The following is a 15,505-nucleotide window of genomic DNA, read 5'->3' on the forward strand; positions in this document are numbered from 1 at the left end:
CAGTGGCTAGGTGAAAGAAAAAAGTAAAAGACTAAAACGTTTCACCACAGCGCGCTACGCTGCAAGAGCACACGGACAATAGATCTAGAAATAGGATAGTAAAGCCCCTACCCTAATCTAACTATTTTACTGTTGAGTTAATTTACTCCCGCAGATCTAGGTTATTAATGTGGTTTTGATCTAGTTGTCTAAATAACCTTATACAGACTCTGATATTACTTCACCAAACTACTGGTCTACCCCGTTACCCCTGCTTAATGTTTTTATTAGAATCATCTTTCAACCATGGCAATATGGATAAAATAAATTCCTTAATATCTGCAGGTTGCTCACTTTGATAACTGTAAACACGAATACCAAAAATTATGAGCATAAGCTGTTTTGCATATTGCACACTGATTTCAGGCGAGAATACCGTCTTTAGGTGAGCGCAGTAATTTGCTTCGATTTTCGCAAACTCTTCAGAAACATTAGTAAGTATCGACTCATTGTGAGCAGACAACTCCAATTGCGTTTTTACTAAAAAGCAACCACAGTAATCCTTAGCTTTGGCCGCTTCGAACAAGTCCAGCAGTATCGACTTTATGCCATCAAGAACACTTGAACTGCCTTGTATACGCGCGTTCACGGTCGTAATAGTGTCCGCGGCATAGCGACTCAGAGCAAGCAAGTACAAACCTTCTTTGCTTTCAAACTCTCGGTACAAGCTACCAGGGCGTAACCCCGTGGCTTGTAACAATTGCTGCATAGAAGTTCCATGGTAACCATATTGCCAAAATATGTTAATTGCCTGCTCAAGCACGACATCCACATCGAATTTTTTAATCGCCATAACGCTCATTACTTTATTGAGTACAGGTGATATTTAATAACATTTTGAATGGTTATTCAAATTAACGTTGACAAACATCGCTCGCGGAAATAACATTTTGAACGTTCATTCAAAAATAAATTTAATCTCAAGGAAATCCATATGAGTCTTAAAGAGCAACTAACTGAAGTGCGTGAAGCATCTGCTAAAAATATCCCTGCTGAAAAGCTATCTGTCATGCTGGCTGAAGTCGAAGCTCTAAAAGCAAAAGAGCTTGAGAAGCTTGCTCCTAAAGTGGGTGAGGTATTTCCTGCATTCTCTCTTTCAGACCAAGTTGGCAACCAAGTTACGTTGTCAGAAAAGCTCTCTCAAGGCCCGGTAGTACTAACACTTTACCGTGGTGGATGGTGCCCATACTGCAACTTAGAATTGCGTGCGTACCAAAACGTGCTTGACGATATCAAATCACAAGGGGCTAGCTTACTGGCGATAACTCCTGAGCTACCTGATGCATCACTTTCAACAGCAGAAAAAAATGCGCTAACCTTCTCTGTATTGTCTGATCCTAATTCTGAGTTTTCTAAAACCTTAGGTCTAGTGTTTACTCTACCGGACTCAATCAAGCCTATTTACAGTGGGTTTGGCATTGAAGTCGAGGCTCATAACGGCAAAGGCGCTTTCGAATTACCTCTTGCGGCAACCTATGTCATTGCCCCATCAGGCAAAATCGTATTTGCTGATGTGAATGCTGATTACACACAGCGCGCAGAGCCTAGCGAAGTTGTTGAATCGTTGCAGCAAATCTAAACACGTGGCAATAACCTACCAAAAGGAACGTTAAAATGACTCATTCATTCAAACTATTAGTGTCGGCCGCTATGATTGCGACCAGTGCATTTAGCCTAAACATTGCAGCAGCCGATAAAGTAAGGCAACTTGAAGTAGTTGCCAACCTCAGTGCAGAAACGCCTCCAGGCAACATTGCGGTGGGCTCTGATGGCCGAATATTTCTCAGTATTCACCACTTTTATGGCAAATCTCTGCGGATCGTTGAGCTGTTACCAGATGGAACAACCAAACCTTACCCCAATGAAAACTGGGCGTATGCGGCTCAAAGCCGAGAGTCTGGTGGCCTTTACGGGGTACTTGGGTTGAATATCGATGCCAATGGTATTTTGTGGTTGTTAGACACGTCTGGGCCTGATCATGCAGGGCGATTAGTAGGATGGAACACCAAGAAAGAACAACTGCATAAAATAATTTACCTAGCTAAGCCTGTGATTACTGACTCAAGCTTTCTAAATGACTTAGCAGTTGATAGCAAAAACAACGCAATCTACATCGCTGATACGGGCACGGCCTCAATCATTGTGGTTGACTTGAAAACCGGCATAGCTCGCCGAGTATTGAAAAAGTCTATGTCAACCAAAGCCGAAGACATCGATATGGTCATTGATGAGAAAACTGTCTACCTAAACGGCCAACCAGTTCGCATGGGCGTGAACCCAATCACCATAGATAGTAACTTTGAATATGTTTACTACGGTTCGATGTCTGGCACAAGTTTGTACCGAATTGCCACCAAAGATCTATTAGATACAAGCCTATCAGAGCGAGAACTAGACAAAAAAGTACAGCGTTATGGTGACAAGCCCATTTCTGACGGCATAACAATGGATAACTCCGGCAATGTGTATGTCACTTCAATAACAAATGACGCAATCGGTTACACTCAAGCAAATGGTCAATATAAAACCCTTATTCAGCGTGATGATGTGTCATGGCCTGACGGGCTTGCTGTCGGCTTAGATAATTACATCTATGGCACTGTGAATGAACTACACCGCTCTCCCGTATTAAATAACGGCAAAGACGGTACACAGGGCGAATTTAAGGTTGTACGCTTTAAGGCATTATCCGATGCCAATACCGGCCGATAATTAGGCCGGCAATATCGCTCATCCTAAGTAAAAACTTGAAGCGTTATACTCTCATTTTAAAAAGAATGTAACGCTTCAATCTTAAACTTTAATCTGTAGTAAATAGCTGCACTGACCATGACAGAATTTAAAAATGCGCCTTTTCCGAAGGTTAAAAGCATTTACCACAAAGCGCTTCGCAGTGCAGAGAACAAAAAAAACCACAAATTGGGATAGAAAAGCCCCTACCCTTATCTAACTATTTTACTGTTAAATTAATTTACTCCCGCAGATCTAGGTTATTAACGTGGTTTTGATCTAGTTGTCTAAATAACCTTGTTCTGATATTCACTGCGACTATAAAAGCCGCGCACTCATTTTTCGCATACCTGCAAAAATAGGTTGTGAGATAAAGGTAGGAAAGTCGTTCGGTAGCGACTTTTCGACTGTTTCGATAACGTTTTCTGTTTTAGACGACATGTCTTCAAGCATTTTCTTCATTGCTGTTTCGCTGAATCCTACTTCTTTTGCAGTAGCAATGAAGTGCTTAGGGAAAATCATGTTGCATTGGTACTTCCGTTTTTTCTTGCCCTTGAGTGACATTGCAAGTCTTAAATCTTTCTCATGTAAGCCCTTTTTACTGAGCAACGGATAGGCTGACAGAATATCGTACACAGGGGTGAGACAATATTGGTTATTAGGCTTAATAAATATAGAAAAGTTTTTTGCATGCCCGTCTGTTGCACCCAACAACCAGAATAATATTTGCGCCCCCATGAAGGTCGCACGATCTTCCAGTGGCGTCTGCGATCCCAGTAGTTCTTTCATTATCTGATTGATCCCAGGTCCGCCATCTGATTCATATTTTTTTGCAGGCGACACGCCAACTACCTGGCAGAAATCTTCTTGCGGCAGTCTGACGATCCATGACCCATCTTCTGAAAATCGCCTGTCAAATCGTTTGACGGCTAACGCCTTATAGCCGTTTGCCGCAATGATTTCACAATCAGCCACAGCAAATCCGTAGGCGCGAGCTATACGTAAACACAAAAACTCATTTTCAACACTATGAGTCATATCAATAATACGGTCGTGAGAGCGTATTTCACCAATTGGCAGCTTAATAATATGAGTAGTGGGCGTTGCTTGCTGGGGCAAGTACCAATTACCATTTTGGTATAGCAGCGCGGTTTTTTCTTGAGCACCGGCCAGTGATATACGAAAGTCATTTTCTTCTCTGAGCATGCCTAATGGTGCGGCAGATTGATATCCATTAAAGATAGCCGCCAGTTGCTTATCATTGAGTGGCTTGGCATAAATGGTTTTTATCTCAGGTGCTGGTGATGGGTGTAACAACAACTGTATTGCACCTACGCAGTCTCTGCCAATTTTTGACAGAATATCAAATGGCTCAGTCGAGTCAGCATCGTAGCGAGCGACTATTCGCTCTCTAATTTCTCGCGCATCAGGCAGTAAGTTGTCGAAAAAATTATATACTTGAGCGCCTTGATAGCCTGACTCCCGTAGTGGCATAGATAAAGAGATGCTACGTTTTCTAGGGTTATCAAGCCAAGCGCTATCATAGGTAAAGCGGTTTGCACCGCTTTTGGTACGCGTGTACTCGCCCACTTTTATCCCATTCATGTAGACATCAAGTATGTTCATTAGTTACCAGTTCTCATCCAAATGATTTTCTTTATGCTGGTTGCTGTCACGAGAGCTGACATCCAACTGCAAATTAAGCGCAGCTAAGATCTTAAATAGTGTCTCAAGCTTAGAGGACTCAGCTTTATTCTCAAAGTCAGATACGGTAGCCGGGCGAATACCAATAAGGTCTGAAACCTCTTTCTGGGTCAGACCCGTTTTTTTGCGATGCTCTTTAATCAAATTACTCAGTTGTTCTGGCCGAGTGATGTTCATTGTTCTACCCCAAATCAAATACGCTATAGCGTAACTTATCACAAAATACGCTATAGAGTATACACTATCAATATACGCTATGGCGTAATTATAATAAATATACGTTAAAGCGTATTTTTAGTTCTGCGGTTGCAGGGCTGGTTATGGGGTCAGGTTCGTTGAAAATCAGCGATTAGAATCGAGTAAAAGCAAAAGACAACAGACAAAAGCTATTCACCACAGAGCGCTACGCAGTGCAGAGAACAAAAAGAAACAACCCACAAATTGGGATAGAAAAGCCCCTACCCTTATCTAACTATTTCACTACTGAATTAACCTGCACCCGCTGGTATAGGTTATTAACGTGGTTTGATCTAGTTGTCTAAAATAACCTTGTTCTGACTCTGATATTCAAAACAATCAACAACGCCTCGCTTTCATTGTGCTTTTTAGGGACAAAGAAAAAGCCAAAACCCACACAAAAAAACTATAACAACATGATTTAATTCGATTTTTACCATTTTGTTACAGTGAGTGTCTTTGAAATTTATTTCAATCACAAGAATCACGAAATTTCTGACCTAAGCAATATTGATTTTAAATTATCTATATGATTTTTATATTTTATCGGTGGGAATACCTCAGACACCTTTCCTAATAATCAAAACCGTGATCTTCCCCCAGTTTTGTCTTACTGGGCGAAAGATAGTCAGCGAAGAGTAAACTTGACCAACTACCTTACCACTTGATTTTTAGTCGGTTAGACAATTAGTTTTTTGCCCTTGCAGATAAACATGTGGATAGCCAAATTGCACTGCATTATACGGCCATGTAGTATTCCCAACATTCCCATAAAAATAGCTCTCAGAACCATCAACAATGCCGTCAAAGTCTCCATCGTATTCTCTGAGAGTAATGCGATCTTGGCTACCGAATGTTATCTCCATTGATTGTTTTTTATCAATCTCCCCAGAATCATCATATAAGCCAGAATTAAAGCTAATGAGACATCCCCTGTCATTATAAGAATACTCAACAATAGAAGATAATCGTGGTGGAGGGAGTGACATGTTGGCATCGTTGGTGACAATCGCCGAGCTTATTAATCCATCCGATGAATAATTGAATATTGTTGCAACCAAAAATTCATCAAGATAGTTGTAGGTTGGAATTGAACCAATAGTATCTGAATATTCATACACTACACTATACAAATATCCTGGATTATTTATAGAAGTCGAACTTACAGACGGGTCATATTCACGAACAACATTTTCTAAACTATCTTCCTCATTATAAGTAAAAATATCTGTATGCCGATAAAGAGGCACGTCACTTTCATCCAAATAATTTTCAGTAATCGACATGGGATATTCTGAATCGTCTTTATATTCAAAAGTAAAGTCAATAGTTCTTGATGCTCTGGATGAGGAAGCATCAGGCGAAGTATTGGATACTGCGATATTATTACTTTTTATTACCCTTCCTATGTCATCGTAGGTATACGTTATCTCAACAGTCATGAAGCCCCTATGAGGATTCCCAAAACTTGCAGGTAAATCCGCTGTGCCATCTGCTGTGTATAAATATGTACTTAATACAAGCCTACCAGAATCATCGTAACTGAAAGTTTCTACTCCTTCGGCAACACCATTATTGTCATAATCGTAGTCGATTCTTTCTAGCCCGAATGTCTGGAATGTTAAAAGTGAATTTAGCTCACCACCTCCATCACCAGTTCCACCACCATCACTAGTTCCACCACCGTCACCAACTACTCCACCGCTGGTTTCGTTGCCGCCCCCACCACCACATGCAGTTAATAAGATAAAGCTAGAAAATAGCGTATTTACCACGATTTTTTGCAACATATATAGTCCCTTAAAGTCAGTTGAAATTGATTAAAAAACAAACAAATATTCTATTTTCAGATAGTACAACAAAAATGAATTAAAGATGATAAAAATATATGGGACACCGATAATTTATCCTTAATCACTAGTGAGATAAAATCTGGCTTAGGTATTGGTAATACTTAGATTTGATTTACTCTGTAGCGTATTCCTATTTCTATTCGCGAGTATATTTTTCTAGGTTGCCTGTGCGGCAGTGAACTTTGATGATTTTGCAGAAGAGGCCCTAATTCATGGGGTCACCCATAAGATTCTTGCTTAAAATACATTCTTTGCTAAATCGATGGTAATTGTTTTATATTTCATCTTGAACGTTCCCTATGTAAATAGTCTATTTGAAAAGACTATTTTGGCGCACTGACGCCGTATTAGGGAGCGTCCATCTCATCACTCACCTAACAACTTTTTAGATAAAAAATACCAACAGAATTACATGAGCTACCAAATATAAAATCCCATAACCAGTTATTACACAACACATTGCACAACCATAAATTACGGGTATATTTAATCCCTGAATCAAAAATCATGGATTGATCATGAGTCGCAAAAAACCTCCACTTCTAAAATCGTTTTTCTATTTATCTTGGTGGACACATGATATGGCGGGCAACGGTGTGGATGTTGCCCTTAAATTTGTACTTGCTAATTTATGCTTACAAAAGGCACGGGCTTGTTAAAATTTATAAGAAACGGAATTCTGATCCTGCTAGCGTTTATAGCCAGTTTTCAGATAGTTCATTACCTAGAAGGTAATAAACTCTATTTGCCACCCTTTTTAAACCAGCTGTTTGGCTATTTTGGTAATACAAACTTTGAGGGAACATCGCCTTTAGACTTGGCCTCAATTGAAAAAGAAACAATAAAATCGGATTCACCAACTCTACACTACGAACCGCAAGAATTACCTCAGGAGCTCCCTCGCGCTCAACGCAAAAATGCTAGCTGTATCGATCACTCTCTTGGCAACGTAAAAGTCAAACCTCAAAGCAAGATTTACACTTGGAAAGACGAAAATGGAGTCACTCATTTTAGCGATAGCAAACCAGAAGATACTGACTCGCAACCTTTGACATTAGCTGGGTCCAAAATATTTAATTACTTTAAATTGAATATCAGTGGAGCAAATGTACCTTTTGAATTTAAAGAAAAACTCACCCACTCCATCAATAAATTGTTTGCCCTATACGGCCAATTAATTGCCAAAGAAGACCTGAGACAAGTAGTCGTCAATCTAAGATTTTTCACCTCTAAACAGCGTTTTCTCGCTTATTCCAAAAAACACGCCCCCAGCCTTAAACCCACTGCAGGCTTTTATGACAATGGCACAAATGAAGCCGTGATTATGTACCAAAGCTCAGAACAAGCCATTACCACTGCCATACATGAATCAGTGCATGCCATTAATCGCGGCATTATTGGCAATAGCAATAAATGGTTTAACGAAGGCATGGCCGAATACCTAGAAAACATCACCATCAATCTCAGTACTGCAATAATCAACCGTAATAAAAGCTGGTATAAAAATGGCAAACTCAAATACCGCCCGCTTCCTTTACGCAAGGTATTAAGCGCCTCAAGAAATGACTGGAACAGCCAATCAAAAAGTAATTTATACAGCACAAGCTGGGCGTTTATTTATTTTTTAATGGACGACACAAAACGAAAAACCAAACTGATAAAAATGCTAAAAGCCGAACAAAAAAACCTGTGTAATACCTTGTCATTTCAACAAACCATGAAGATTTTTAATATGAGCGACAGAGAATTACAAAATAGATTTTCGAGGTGGTTAGCTAAGGGGGATAAGTTTACGCATCAGATATAGGGCTGCGAATAATTAAAAAACTAAAAGCACGCTGCGTGCCATCATTTGTGATGGTTTTTGTCTCGAATCCTTTCGAGCCAGTTACTCTTTTTCAACAGCAAAAAAGAGTAACCAGACAAAATGGTCGGGAACCATTTTAAACATCTGCAAGATGGCCCGAAGGGCAAAGTACATGGATGCACTTTGTAAAATGCCGCTCGCTACTAAAGTTTTTAACCGCACAAAAAGGCTTAGTTTATGGGCGCCAACCGCGTTGTCGTTCCAAATGTGTCCATCCAACTTTCGCTCAAATGGCAACCCACGCGGCGTCCGCTTGCCATTTTCCCCTAAAACAAGCCTTTTTGTGCTGAAACTTTAAATGTGGAAAAAAGCAGTGGCGGAGCCACCAAAGATGGTAACGACAAAGTCGATTCTATTACGATGAGTGATTTTGTGATTATTTCAACGAAGTCCCCTGCAGTTGCCCCTTCCCATTAAGTAACTGTTCATTTTTTGGACACACCATCAAAATATATGTATGATATTTAACCACTTATCATGAAAAATATAGGTCTGTACTATGTCGCAATCTAATATCGAGACACAAATAATAAAGTCAAGAATTCTACTTAAGAACCCATACGCGTACCTCGATGAAAATGGTCTATTCTCAGCAGAGGAACTTAGTGCAAACTCATCGGCAAGTAAAATTGAAGCTTTAAAAGTGGATAGGTCTAGTAAACAAAATCCATATGCTCATATTGAAAAAATACAACAATCACCGTTAGAAACAAGCAGTAAACAACCGCAATCATTTAGTGAGTTAGCCCAAGATGCCTTTAAACTTTATTCCGAGAATCAAACCCGTAGCGACGCTCAAATTGAGCAAACAGTTGAATTACTGAAGCAGATTATTTGGAAATGTCGCAATGAAATTTGGGGAAGCCATATCGACTCGGATCCAATTAAACTGTTAAATCCTTCACTCATACTTGAAAAGTTGGGTTTTGCGATAGAGAGAACTTCTTCTCTTGGCACATTTCAGTATGTCGGTAAGAGTTACGAAGTTGCTGGTGAAATAGATAGGGATTCAAATACAATTAGACTTTCCGATCAGGAACCTCATATATCACGTAACTTTACTCTTGCACACGAACTGGGCCACGCATTAATGCATGCTCAAACCGGGTTGCATAGAGATCCTCGTCCAGAAGATAGAGTAAATTTTGAACGTGAGCAGGTAGAAAAAGAAGCTGATAAGTTTGCAACTTTTTTCCTTATGCCGGAAAAATTAGTACGTGCCGAATTCAAAAATATATTTATGGTCGATGAGTTTATTTTGAATGATGATCGTAGCTATGCTTTAAATCCCTCAAGGAACGAGAAAATTAACCGCCAAATACAATCACGGAGAGGCCTAGCTAGATTACTAGCGCAAACAGATAACTATAATGGGGATTACCTAGAGCCTCTGTGTAAAAGATTTAATGTATCTATAGAATCAATGGCAATTCGCTTAGAAGAGCTGGAAATAGTCTGACATTCCTTTTATGTTTCTGACTTTAATTCTACTCACCAAAGAAAAGCTTTCTACTCGTTCTAGTCCACTTTTTACCAAAATACATCAATTGATGCATCTAGCTTAACTTTAAAGTGGAACTTTCGGGGTGAGGTTAATTGAAAATCAGCCTAACTGATGCATTTAAGTTCTTGATTTGCCTCGGTTCAAGGCTCGCCAGCTATTAGACCTTTATAAAAACTAAAAGCACGCTTCGCGCCATCGTCTTGATGGTTTTTGTCTCGAATCCTTTCGAGCCAGTTACTTTATGTTATGAATTACATCCGTGTAATTCCCCCTTCGGGCCAGCTAAAGCTGTTCCATATTTATCCTGTAAATATGGTCTACAGCTAAGAATAAAGTAACCAAAAAGAAGCCGCCGCGACTAAAGTTTTTAACCACAAAAAATGGCTTATTATTGGGGTGAAACTGGATTATTTAGAAGCACGGCTTCGCCCAGTTGAACATCTCTACAAGGACGTCGAGATTGGGTGCTGATCATCATGGACGTGCGATTTACAAGCTTAAGGGGTATCCCAATCATTTAATGGCATCCTTGCCATTTGCCCCTAAAATAAGCCTTTTTGTGCTGAAACTTTAAATGCGGGAAAGCAGTGGAGATGCCACCAAAGATGGTATCGACAAATTCATTTCTATTACGATGTATGTCCATACAGTTCATCAAAATAACAGTAAACATTTAAGAGTAAGATTATTTAGGACTTTAATCGTCGAATCCAATTAACAAACTTGGTAAAACCTGATGTGACAGTTGATTCCAAATCTGTTTTCTTCTCCGCATTATCAGATTTGGTCAATTCATTTTTTGTTTTTACAATTAATTGCGCAATTGAGTGAACATCATTGCCTGCGGCAAGTTGTCTTGTAATTAAGTCGTCAGGTAGTACATTCCCTAGCTTTCTATTAACGGCAAAGACATATTCCCTGTTCTGAATTTTAATGAAACCTTCAATATTCATATTATTGCAGTAAATATTTGTAAAATATGGACTCAACGGTTTTTAAGCCCTGTTTGTATTCATTCTTAGAATCTGATGAGGTGGCATCTTTTACCTGAACAAAAAACCTGCACTCTGGAACGCTTGTAACCGCAGTTGTATAAAAGATGTTTAATGTTTTCTTGAATTCATCTAAAGATAAAGGCTGCTTATCAAAATCAGAAGTCATTAGTTTGAAGTATTCGCTTCGGCGTTCTTCTGGATAAATTGAATTCAAAACAAGCGAATCATCTAAAACAGTAACCATATACGTATATTGAGCCTTTCCCTCTTGAGTAGCCCAACATGGAGGAAACTCTAGGCCGTTTGATAAATTTTCTACTTGACCTATCAAATTTTCATTCTCTGATTTAGTTTGTTCCAAAGCTTTCTGCGAGTCAGATAATTCCTTTTGTAAATCATCTATTTCAGCCGCTTGTTCAGTCGATTTATCAGCCAATTCTTTTAGTTGGGCCTCTAATTTTTCTTTCTCTAAGAGACATTCTTCAAGCTCTTTATTAATCTCATTTAGAGTGGCTAAAAGTTCTGGAACATCAATATTCGAATCGTTGGCTTTAGTAAGAGAAGTCCAAACATCATCCAACTTCATTTTGGCAAGAACTTGTGCTGCTTCTTCAGACTCAACCGAGTGCTTGAGAGCTTTAACAAGCGCCTGCATTTGAGCAATGGCGGCGCTAAGTTCTATGCTGGCAGGCTTAACTGTCGGGCTTTCTAGGCCTAATTTATTATTTACATCGATTAATTGTTGAGTAAGTTGGGTAAATTCTTCAAAGGTTTCTTTTTTTGTTTCAACTTCTTTTTGTAATGAAGAATTTAGTAATACCATTGCCACTAGCAACGAGAACATAATAATTAACAACAACTCAGTTACTGAAATATTAAACACATCATCCTTGGAAGATTTCATTAACTAGCTTTTTCCATTTCTGTTGTTTCTGCTCCTCGTAATTCGCGAGCAATGAATTTAGAGGTTTTAACTAAGTTTTCTGCAAAAAGTTTGGAGTTATTGGACATGTTTTCAGTGTCGTTACTCCATTGCTGCGCCAATTCTTCGAGGCTTTCTCTTCGAGTTTGAAGGGCTTCAATCAGTTTGTATTCTTCCTGTGATATTTGTTTAATCCCTATTCCCTCAACCATTTTTTTGAATTGTTCTAATACTTCTTTGTATTCATTAGTTAACTTAGTGAGGTGATCTGCAATCTGATTTTCCACTCCCAATACACTTTTGACCTTTTCATTTAGTGACGTTGAGAAACTCTCTAAGTTATTAATATATTCGTTTTGACTAGCAGCCATCGATTCCATATTAGGCTTGATTGATTCCAAATCGGCCATGTTTTCAGCTACAGAAATGAACGACTTATTTAATTTTTTGGTATTTCCATTTGCTTCACTAAAGGCTTTGTTAAGGGTTCCTGCTGACTCAATTAAGCCTCCTATAGATTCAAAAAACTTTGATGTGATTTCCTGTGTCATCGATTCTAGTAGCTGCTTAATTTCATCACTACTAGTCTTCGCATTCTGTGAATTAGAACTTAAAATTTTCTGCACCATTTCTTCAATGACAGATGAGGTTTTTCCAGCATAATTATTTAACTCGTCAATGGATTGACTAATTAATGCGTTGGTTTTTGTTGATAAATCATTTAGAGAGTCTTCACTCAATGTGACAATTTTCTTTTGTGTAGATTCGTACAACTCAATCGATTTTTCGTTTCGAGATTCTGTATCTTCAATATTTTTATTCATGACCTCAGAAAGTCGCGCTAAGCTTTTATTAGTGCTTCGCATCTGAATATTAAATCCTTTAACAGTCTCATCTAGCGCTTCTCTGGCAGATAGTTGAGCAGATTCCAGTGTTATATCAAACTGTTTGTAATATATCCGAAAAACCATTCCTAACAGCGTTGTTGTCATGGCCGCTCCGAATTGGGCCAGAATGTATGACGCAGATAGCGCGCCTTCATCAACATTAAAAAACATCATGGAAATGATTAAGGATAGGAGGGTCAATATAAACCCAAGATAGTAAACACTGTCAGCGAATGTATCGACAAGTCCATGAGGCTCTCCCCCTTTTTTAAATTGATAAAGATACGAGCACATTAGTGCGGCACATAATATTACAGCAACTAAAATGTGAGCTTCAATTAACCGAAGTAGAAGTATTAAAACTGTTCCTCCAATACCATGATAGATAAATGCTTTTCGAAGAGTTGGTGCGTCAATTTTATATTCTTGTGCCGAGAGAGTCCCTGTTTGGTTTGTTTCCATTATCTGACCTTCATTATGCTAAGGTTATTGACTGTTGCAGCTTCAAAGGTGCGTTCCCACCAATTAATCAAACCACTATTCTGAATTTTTTGTTCATTATTCTCACGTTGAATCCAATAAATCTGAACATCAACACCGAACAGATCAGGTATAAATGATGAAATATCATCTATTTCTATGGCTTCAATGTCATTTTTATAAAAACTAATGTTGGGTGAATGCTGTAGGAGATCTGAAATTACGACTAGCCTTTCCACGTTGATATGTGAATCAATTTTATACAAGGTTGATATATCGCTTAAACTTTCGATAATTGGAGAGCTTTTAGCGTCACTTTTTTCGTCTAAGGTAGAAGTGATTAATTGAATTTTTCCAAGAAAATCTTCATTAAAGCTCTTCTCTATCATTTGTTTATTTTCAACTAGCTGATTTACATCAGTGCCGTCTTTAGGTCGACATCTGTCAAATACCGGCTTAGACAAACCTTCATATAAACCATCATCTACTTCATAAACGGTTAACCTTTTGTCGGTTTCTAGTTTTTCTATTTCTGCTTCTACCGCCCGCATTAAGACTCGCTTTTGATTAGGACTAAAACCGCCGGTTTTATCAATTAATAATACTGTTGTTGCTGATATTGCACCTTCTTCGCAAAGAGTGACACTGTCGTATTTTTTCTTAGTTAAAATGCTCCAAGCTGCACCTGAGGCTAAAATTATGAAAAGCGCCACTCCAATATACAGTAGCCAATTGTGTGTACTTTTAGCGTCATCTTCTAACAAGCTCATTGTGCACCTTCATTTAGCGTAATTTTATTGGCAGAAGCTATGATAGATGCCCTAACTTGGCTAAAATCGGTTTCTCTAAAGCTCCTTATTTGGGCTTTTATTTCTCTAAATCGCTCAATGTCTTCGTTCTTGAGTAGGGGGGTGAGCTCTTGAAATTCAATTTTTTCTTTTTCTTTCGAGAATACCGCTGTTTTGTCTAAAATTTGATTAACATCGTGGGAAAAACGTTGTCTGCATAGCTCGCAATAAGCTTCGTACTCTAATGCCTGCTGAGATAAAAAGGACTGATAATCTCTTTCTAACTGCTCTATCGATTCTCCATCTTGTTCTAAGCTGTGAGATAATTGGTTTAGGGCTTCATATTTCTGCTCAAATTTCTGTATCAATTCAACCCTCATCTGTTTGACAAGGGCATCAGCTTTTGTTTTATATCTCGAGTATTTAGCAATTTCTGCGTCTGTCTTTCTACTGATTTCACCATAACCTGGATACGGATCATCATTCTTAAAAAACTTCCAAGTAACTAACATAAAGATCGCGAAGGTAATGCAAACCAAAATCCAGCTATCAAAGGTTGAAATTCCCAATGGAGCGTCGGCCATATTTTTAACGGCCTGAAATGAGGCTAATTCTAAATTTTCGTCAAGAGCTGCTCTATAGTGGCCAATGAACAGCGCTAGAGTTGATACTGCTACAGCGATTATTGCCGCAAAAGTAAATCCCATCATGCTTTTTTTAGAATCATTGTAATGTGCATTGCGAATGCATGTAGACATAAAAAATGCTAACAATATGTTCAACGCTGATATTCCTGCGGCCATAGCGAAGCCGCCAGCTAAACCAAATTCACTTGCTTTAGACAAGAAAAAAGCATTTAAACCCGCCTCTAAAACACCCATGAAAACTAATACACCAATAAGTTTATTTTGGTTGCTAGGGTAGACCGAAGCCTTGGTTAGCTTGTGATCTTCTCTAAACTTGTTTAGCTCACCGATTTGACTGTTTTTGCTATTAAGTGCTGATTGAAGATCCTTTTTGATAGCATCTAACTTCATATTCATTTCAGGCATTGAGGTTGTTTCCAATTGGCGAACTTCGTCGATGCTATCTTGAATTTTTGAGCTGTTATTTAGTTTTTTGTAGGTTGATGCCTGATCATGTAAAGCTTTTCTTGTTTGACGTTCGTGCTCGATGACCTTGGTTTTACATTGCAATTCAATCAATCCATCATAATTTTCATTATTCTGATTTTGAATTGAAGTAGTAATTTCACGTTTTGCGTTAGTTGACTCCAAAAGAGCTTCGGAGGTTAGAATATCAAAGGTGTTCATACGACTTAGTCCTTTAAATTACTGCTTGTATTCACTAGTGTGGTTGAATTCTTGTGCTTAATAAACTACAAAATTCACATAGAACAATAGCTTATCTGTGGAGGTCCATAATTTACACTAATTTCACCTGATGACAAAATTTTGTACATTTATATCATTGACCACACAATTAAAGTTTCCACTATT

At 38.6% G+C, this 15,505-nt stretch carries 14 protein-coding genes; 5 read left to right on the forward strand and 9 right to left on the reverse strand.

What is annotated here, in order from left to right; translation table 11 throughout:
• Positions 1-244: 244 nt before the first annotated feature.
• On the reverse strand, positions 245-832 hold the full coding sequence (locus tag ABJK37_RS22640) for a TetR/AcrR family transcriptional regulator (RefSeq protein ID WP_348358554.1): 588 nt from the start codon (positions 830-832) through the stop codon (positions 245-247).
• Between the two features lie 141 nt (positions 833-973).
• Here ABJK37_RS22640 and ABJK37_RS22645 point away from each other — a divergent pair, with 141 nt between their 5' ends.
• Positions 974-1,618, forward strand: coding sequence for a peroxiredoxin-like family protein (locus tag ABJK37_RS22645; RefSeq protein ID WP_348358556.1), 645 nt, complete (start codon positions 974-976; stop codon positions 1,616-1,618).
• Between the two features lie 35 nt (positions 1,619-1,653).
• Positions 1,654-2,751 carry an L-dopachrome tautomerase-related protein gene (locus ABJK37_RS22650; protein ID WP_348358558.1) on the forward strand — a complete coding sequence of 366 codons (1,098 nt, stop codon included), beginning with the start codon at positions 1,654-1,656 and terminating at the stop codon, positions 2,749-2,751.
• A gap of 336 nt (positions 2,752-3,087) precedes the next feature.
• On the opposite strand, the gene ABJK37_RS22655 is transcribed toward ABJK37_RS22650, so the two are convergent.
• From ABJK37_RS22655 to ABJK37_RS22665, 3 genes are all read right to left on the reverse strand, one after another.
• Positions 3,088-4,395 (reverse strand): type II toxin-antitoxin system HipA family toxin, encoded by a 1,308-nt coding sequence (locus tag ABJK37_RS22655; protein ID WP_348358560.1) that lies wholly within the window; start codon positions 4,393-4,395, stop codon positions 3,088-3,090.
• Between the two features lie 3 nt (positions 4,396-4,398).
• Complete coding sequence (locus ABJK37_RS22660) at positions 4,399-4,650, reverse strand: helix-turn-helix domain-containing protein (protein ID WP_348356826.1); 252 nt, start codon at positions 4,648-4,650, stop codon at positions 4,399-4,401.
• 731 nt (positions 4,651-5,381) lie between these two features.
• Positions 5,382-6,500: a hypothetical protein gene (locus ABJK37_RS22665; protein ID WP_348358562.1), complete on the reverse strand. Its 1,119-nt coding sequence runs from the start codon at positions 6,498-6,500 to the stop codon at positions 5,382-5,384.
• Between the two features lie 581 nt (positions 6,501-7,081).
• On the opposite strand from ABJK37_RS22665, the gene ABJK37_RS22670 reads away from it, so the two are divergent.
• From ABJK37_RS22670 to ABJK37_RS22680, 3 genes are all read left to right on the forward strand, one after another.
• Entirely contained in the window at positions 7,082-7,222 is a 141-nt protein-coding gene (locus tag ABJK37_RS22670; RefSeq protein ID WP_348358564.1) for a hypothetical protein, read from the forward strand.
• Positions 7,216-8,370, forward strand: a complete 1,155-nt coding sequence (locus ABJK37_RS22675; RefSeq protein ID WP_348358566.1) for a DUF4124 domain-containing protein — start codon at positions 7,216-7,218, stop codon at positions 8,368-8,370. Before ABJK37_RS22670 ends, ABJK37_RS22675 begins: the two co-directional genes overlap by 7 nt.
• Positions 8,371-8,929: 559 nt before the next feature.
• A complete protein-coding gene (locus ABJK37_RS22680; protein ID WP_348358568.1) occupies positions 8,930-9,889 on the forward strand; it encodes an ImmA/IrrE family metallo-endopeptidase in 960 nt (319 codons plus the stop codon).
• A gap of 734 nt (positions 9,890-10,623) precedes the next feature.
• On the opposite strand, the gene ABJK37_RS22685 is transcribed toward ABJK37_RS22680, so the two are convergent.
• Genes ABJK37_RS22685 through ABJK37_RS22705 form a run of 5 tightly spaced genes read right to left on the reverse strand, consistent with a single transcriptional unit; the run spans position 10,624 to position 15,319 of the window.
• Positions 10,624-10,887 carry a hypothetical protein gene (locus ABJK37_RS22685; RefSeq protein ID WP_348358570.1) on the reverse strand — a complete coding sequence of 88 codons (264 nt, stop codon included), beginning with the start codon at positions 10,885-10,887 and terminating at the stop codon, positions 10,624-10,626.
• 1 nt (position 10,888) lies between these two features.
• On the reverse strand, positions 10,889-11,833 hold the full coding sequence (locus tag ABJK37_RS22690) for a hypothetical protein (protein ID WP_348358572.1): 945 nt from the start codon (positions 11,831-11,833) through the stop codon (positions 10,889-10,891).
• Positions 11,833-13,200 (reverse strand): hypothetical protein, encoded by a 1,368-nt coding sequence (locus tag ABJK37_RS22695; RefSeq protein ID WP_348358574.1) that lies wholly within the window; start codon positions 13,198-13,200, stop codon positions 11,833-11,835. Before ABJK37_RS22695 ends, ABJK37_RS22690 begins: the two co-directional genes overlap by 1 nt.
• A complete protein-coding gene (locus ABJK37_RS22700) occupies positions 13,200-13,988 on the reverse strand; it encodes a hypothetical protein (RefSeq protein ID WP_348358576.1) in 789 nt (262 codons plus the stop codon). Before ABJK37_RS22700 ends, ABJK37_RS22695 begins: the two co-directional genes overlap by 1 nt.
• The gene (locus tag ABJK37_RS22705; protein ID WP_348358578.1) at positions 13,985-15,319 is read right to left on the reverse strand and encodes a hypothetical protein; all 1,335 of its coding nucleotides are present in this window, start codon (positions 15,317-15,319) and stop codon (positions 13,985-13,987) included. The genes ABJK37_RS22700 and ABJK37_RS22705 overlap by 4 nt, the downstream gene beginning before the upstream one ends.
• Positions 15,320-15,505: the final 186 nt, after the last annotated feature.

Origin of the sequence: Paraglaciecola sp., assembly GCF_039964565.1 — a bacterium.
Classification (GTDB): Bacteria; Pseudomonadota; Gammaproteobacteria; order Enterobacterales; family Alteromonadaceae; genus Paraglaciecola.

What these genes read in the sequence shown, in the direction of transcription:
- ABJK37_RS22640 (WP_348358554.1), bottom strand. Translation starts at nt 832, where the DNA reads ATGGCGATTAAAAAATTCGATGTGGATGTCGTGCTTGAGCAGGCAATT.
- ABJK37_RS22645 (WP_348358556.1), top strand. Translation starts at nt 974, where the DNA reads ATGAGTCTTAAAGAGCAACTAACTGAAGTGCGTGAAGCATCTGCTAAA.
- ABJK37_RS22650 (WP_348358558.1), top strand. Translation starts at nt 1,654, where the DNA reads ATGACTCATTCATTCAAACTATTAGTGTCGGCCGCTATGATTGCGACC.
- ABJK37_RS22655 (WP_348358560.1), bottom strand. Translation starts at nt 4,395, where the DNA reads ATGAACATACTTGATGTCTACATGAATGGGATAAAAGTGGGCGAGTAC.
- ABJK37_RS22660 (WP_348356826.1), bottom strand. Translation starts at nt 4,650, where the DNA reads ATGAACATCACTCGGCCAGAACAACTGAGTAATTTGATTAAAGAGCAT.
- ABJK37_RS22665 (WP_348358562.1), bottom strand. Translation starts at nt 6,500, where the DNA reads ATGTTGCAAAAAATCGTGGTAAATACGCTATTTTCTAGCTTTATCTTA.
- ABJK37_RS22670 (WP_348358564.1), top strand. Translation starts at nt 7,082, where the DNA reads ATGAGTCGCAAAAAACCTCCACTTCTAAAATCGTTTTTCTATTTATCT.
- ABJK37_RS22680 (WP_348358568.1), top strand. Translation starts at nt 8,930, where the DNA reads ATGTCGCAATCTAATATCGAGACACAAATAATAAAGTCAAGAATTCTA.
- ABJK37_RS22685 (WP_348358570.1), bottom strand. Translation starts at nt 10,887, where the DNA reads ATGAATATTGAAGGTTTCATTAAAATTCAGAACAGGGAATATGTCTTT.
- ABJK37_RS22690 (WP_348358572.1), bottom strand. Translation starts at nt 11,833, where the DNA reads ATGAAATCTTCCAAGGATGATGTGTTTAATATTTCAGTAACTGAGTTG.
- ABJK37_RS22695 (WP_348358574.1), bottom strand. Translation starts at nt 13,200, where the DNA reads ATGGAAACAAACCAAACAGGGACTCTCTCGGCACAAGAATATAAAATT.
- ABJK37_RS22700 (WP_348358576.1), bottom strand. Translation starts at nt 13,988, where the DNA reads ATGAGCTTGTTAGAAGATGACGCTAAAAGTACACACAATTGGCTACTG.
- ABJK37_RS22705 (WP_348358578.1), bottom strand. Translation starts at nt 15,319, where the DNA reads ATGAACACCTTTGATATTCTAACCTCCGAAGCTCTTTTGGAGTCAACT.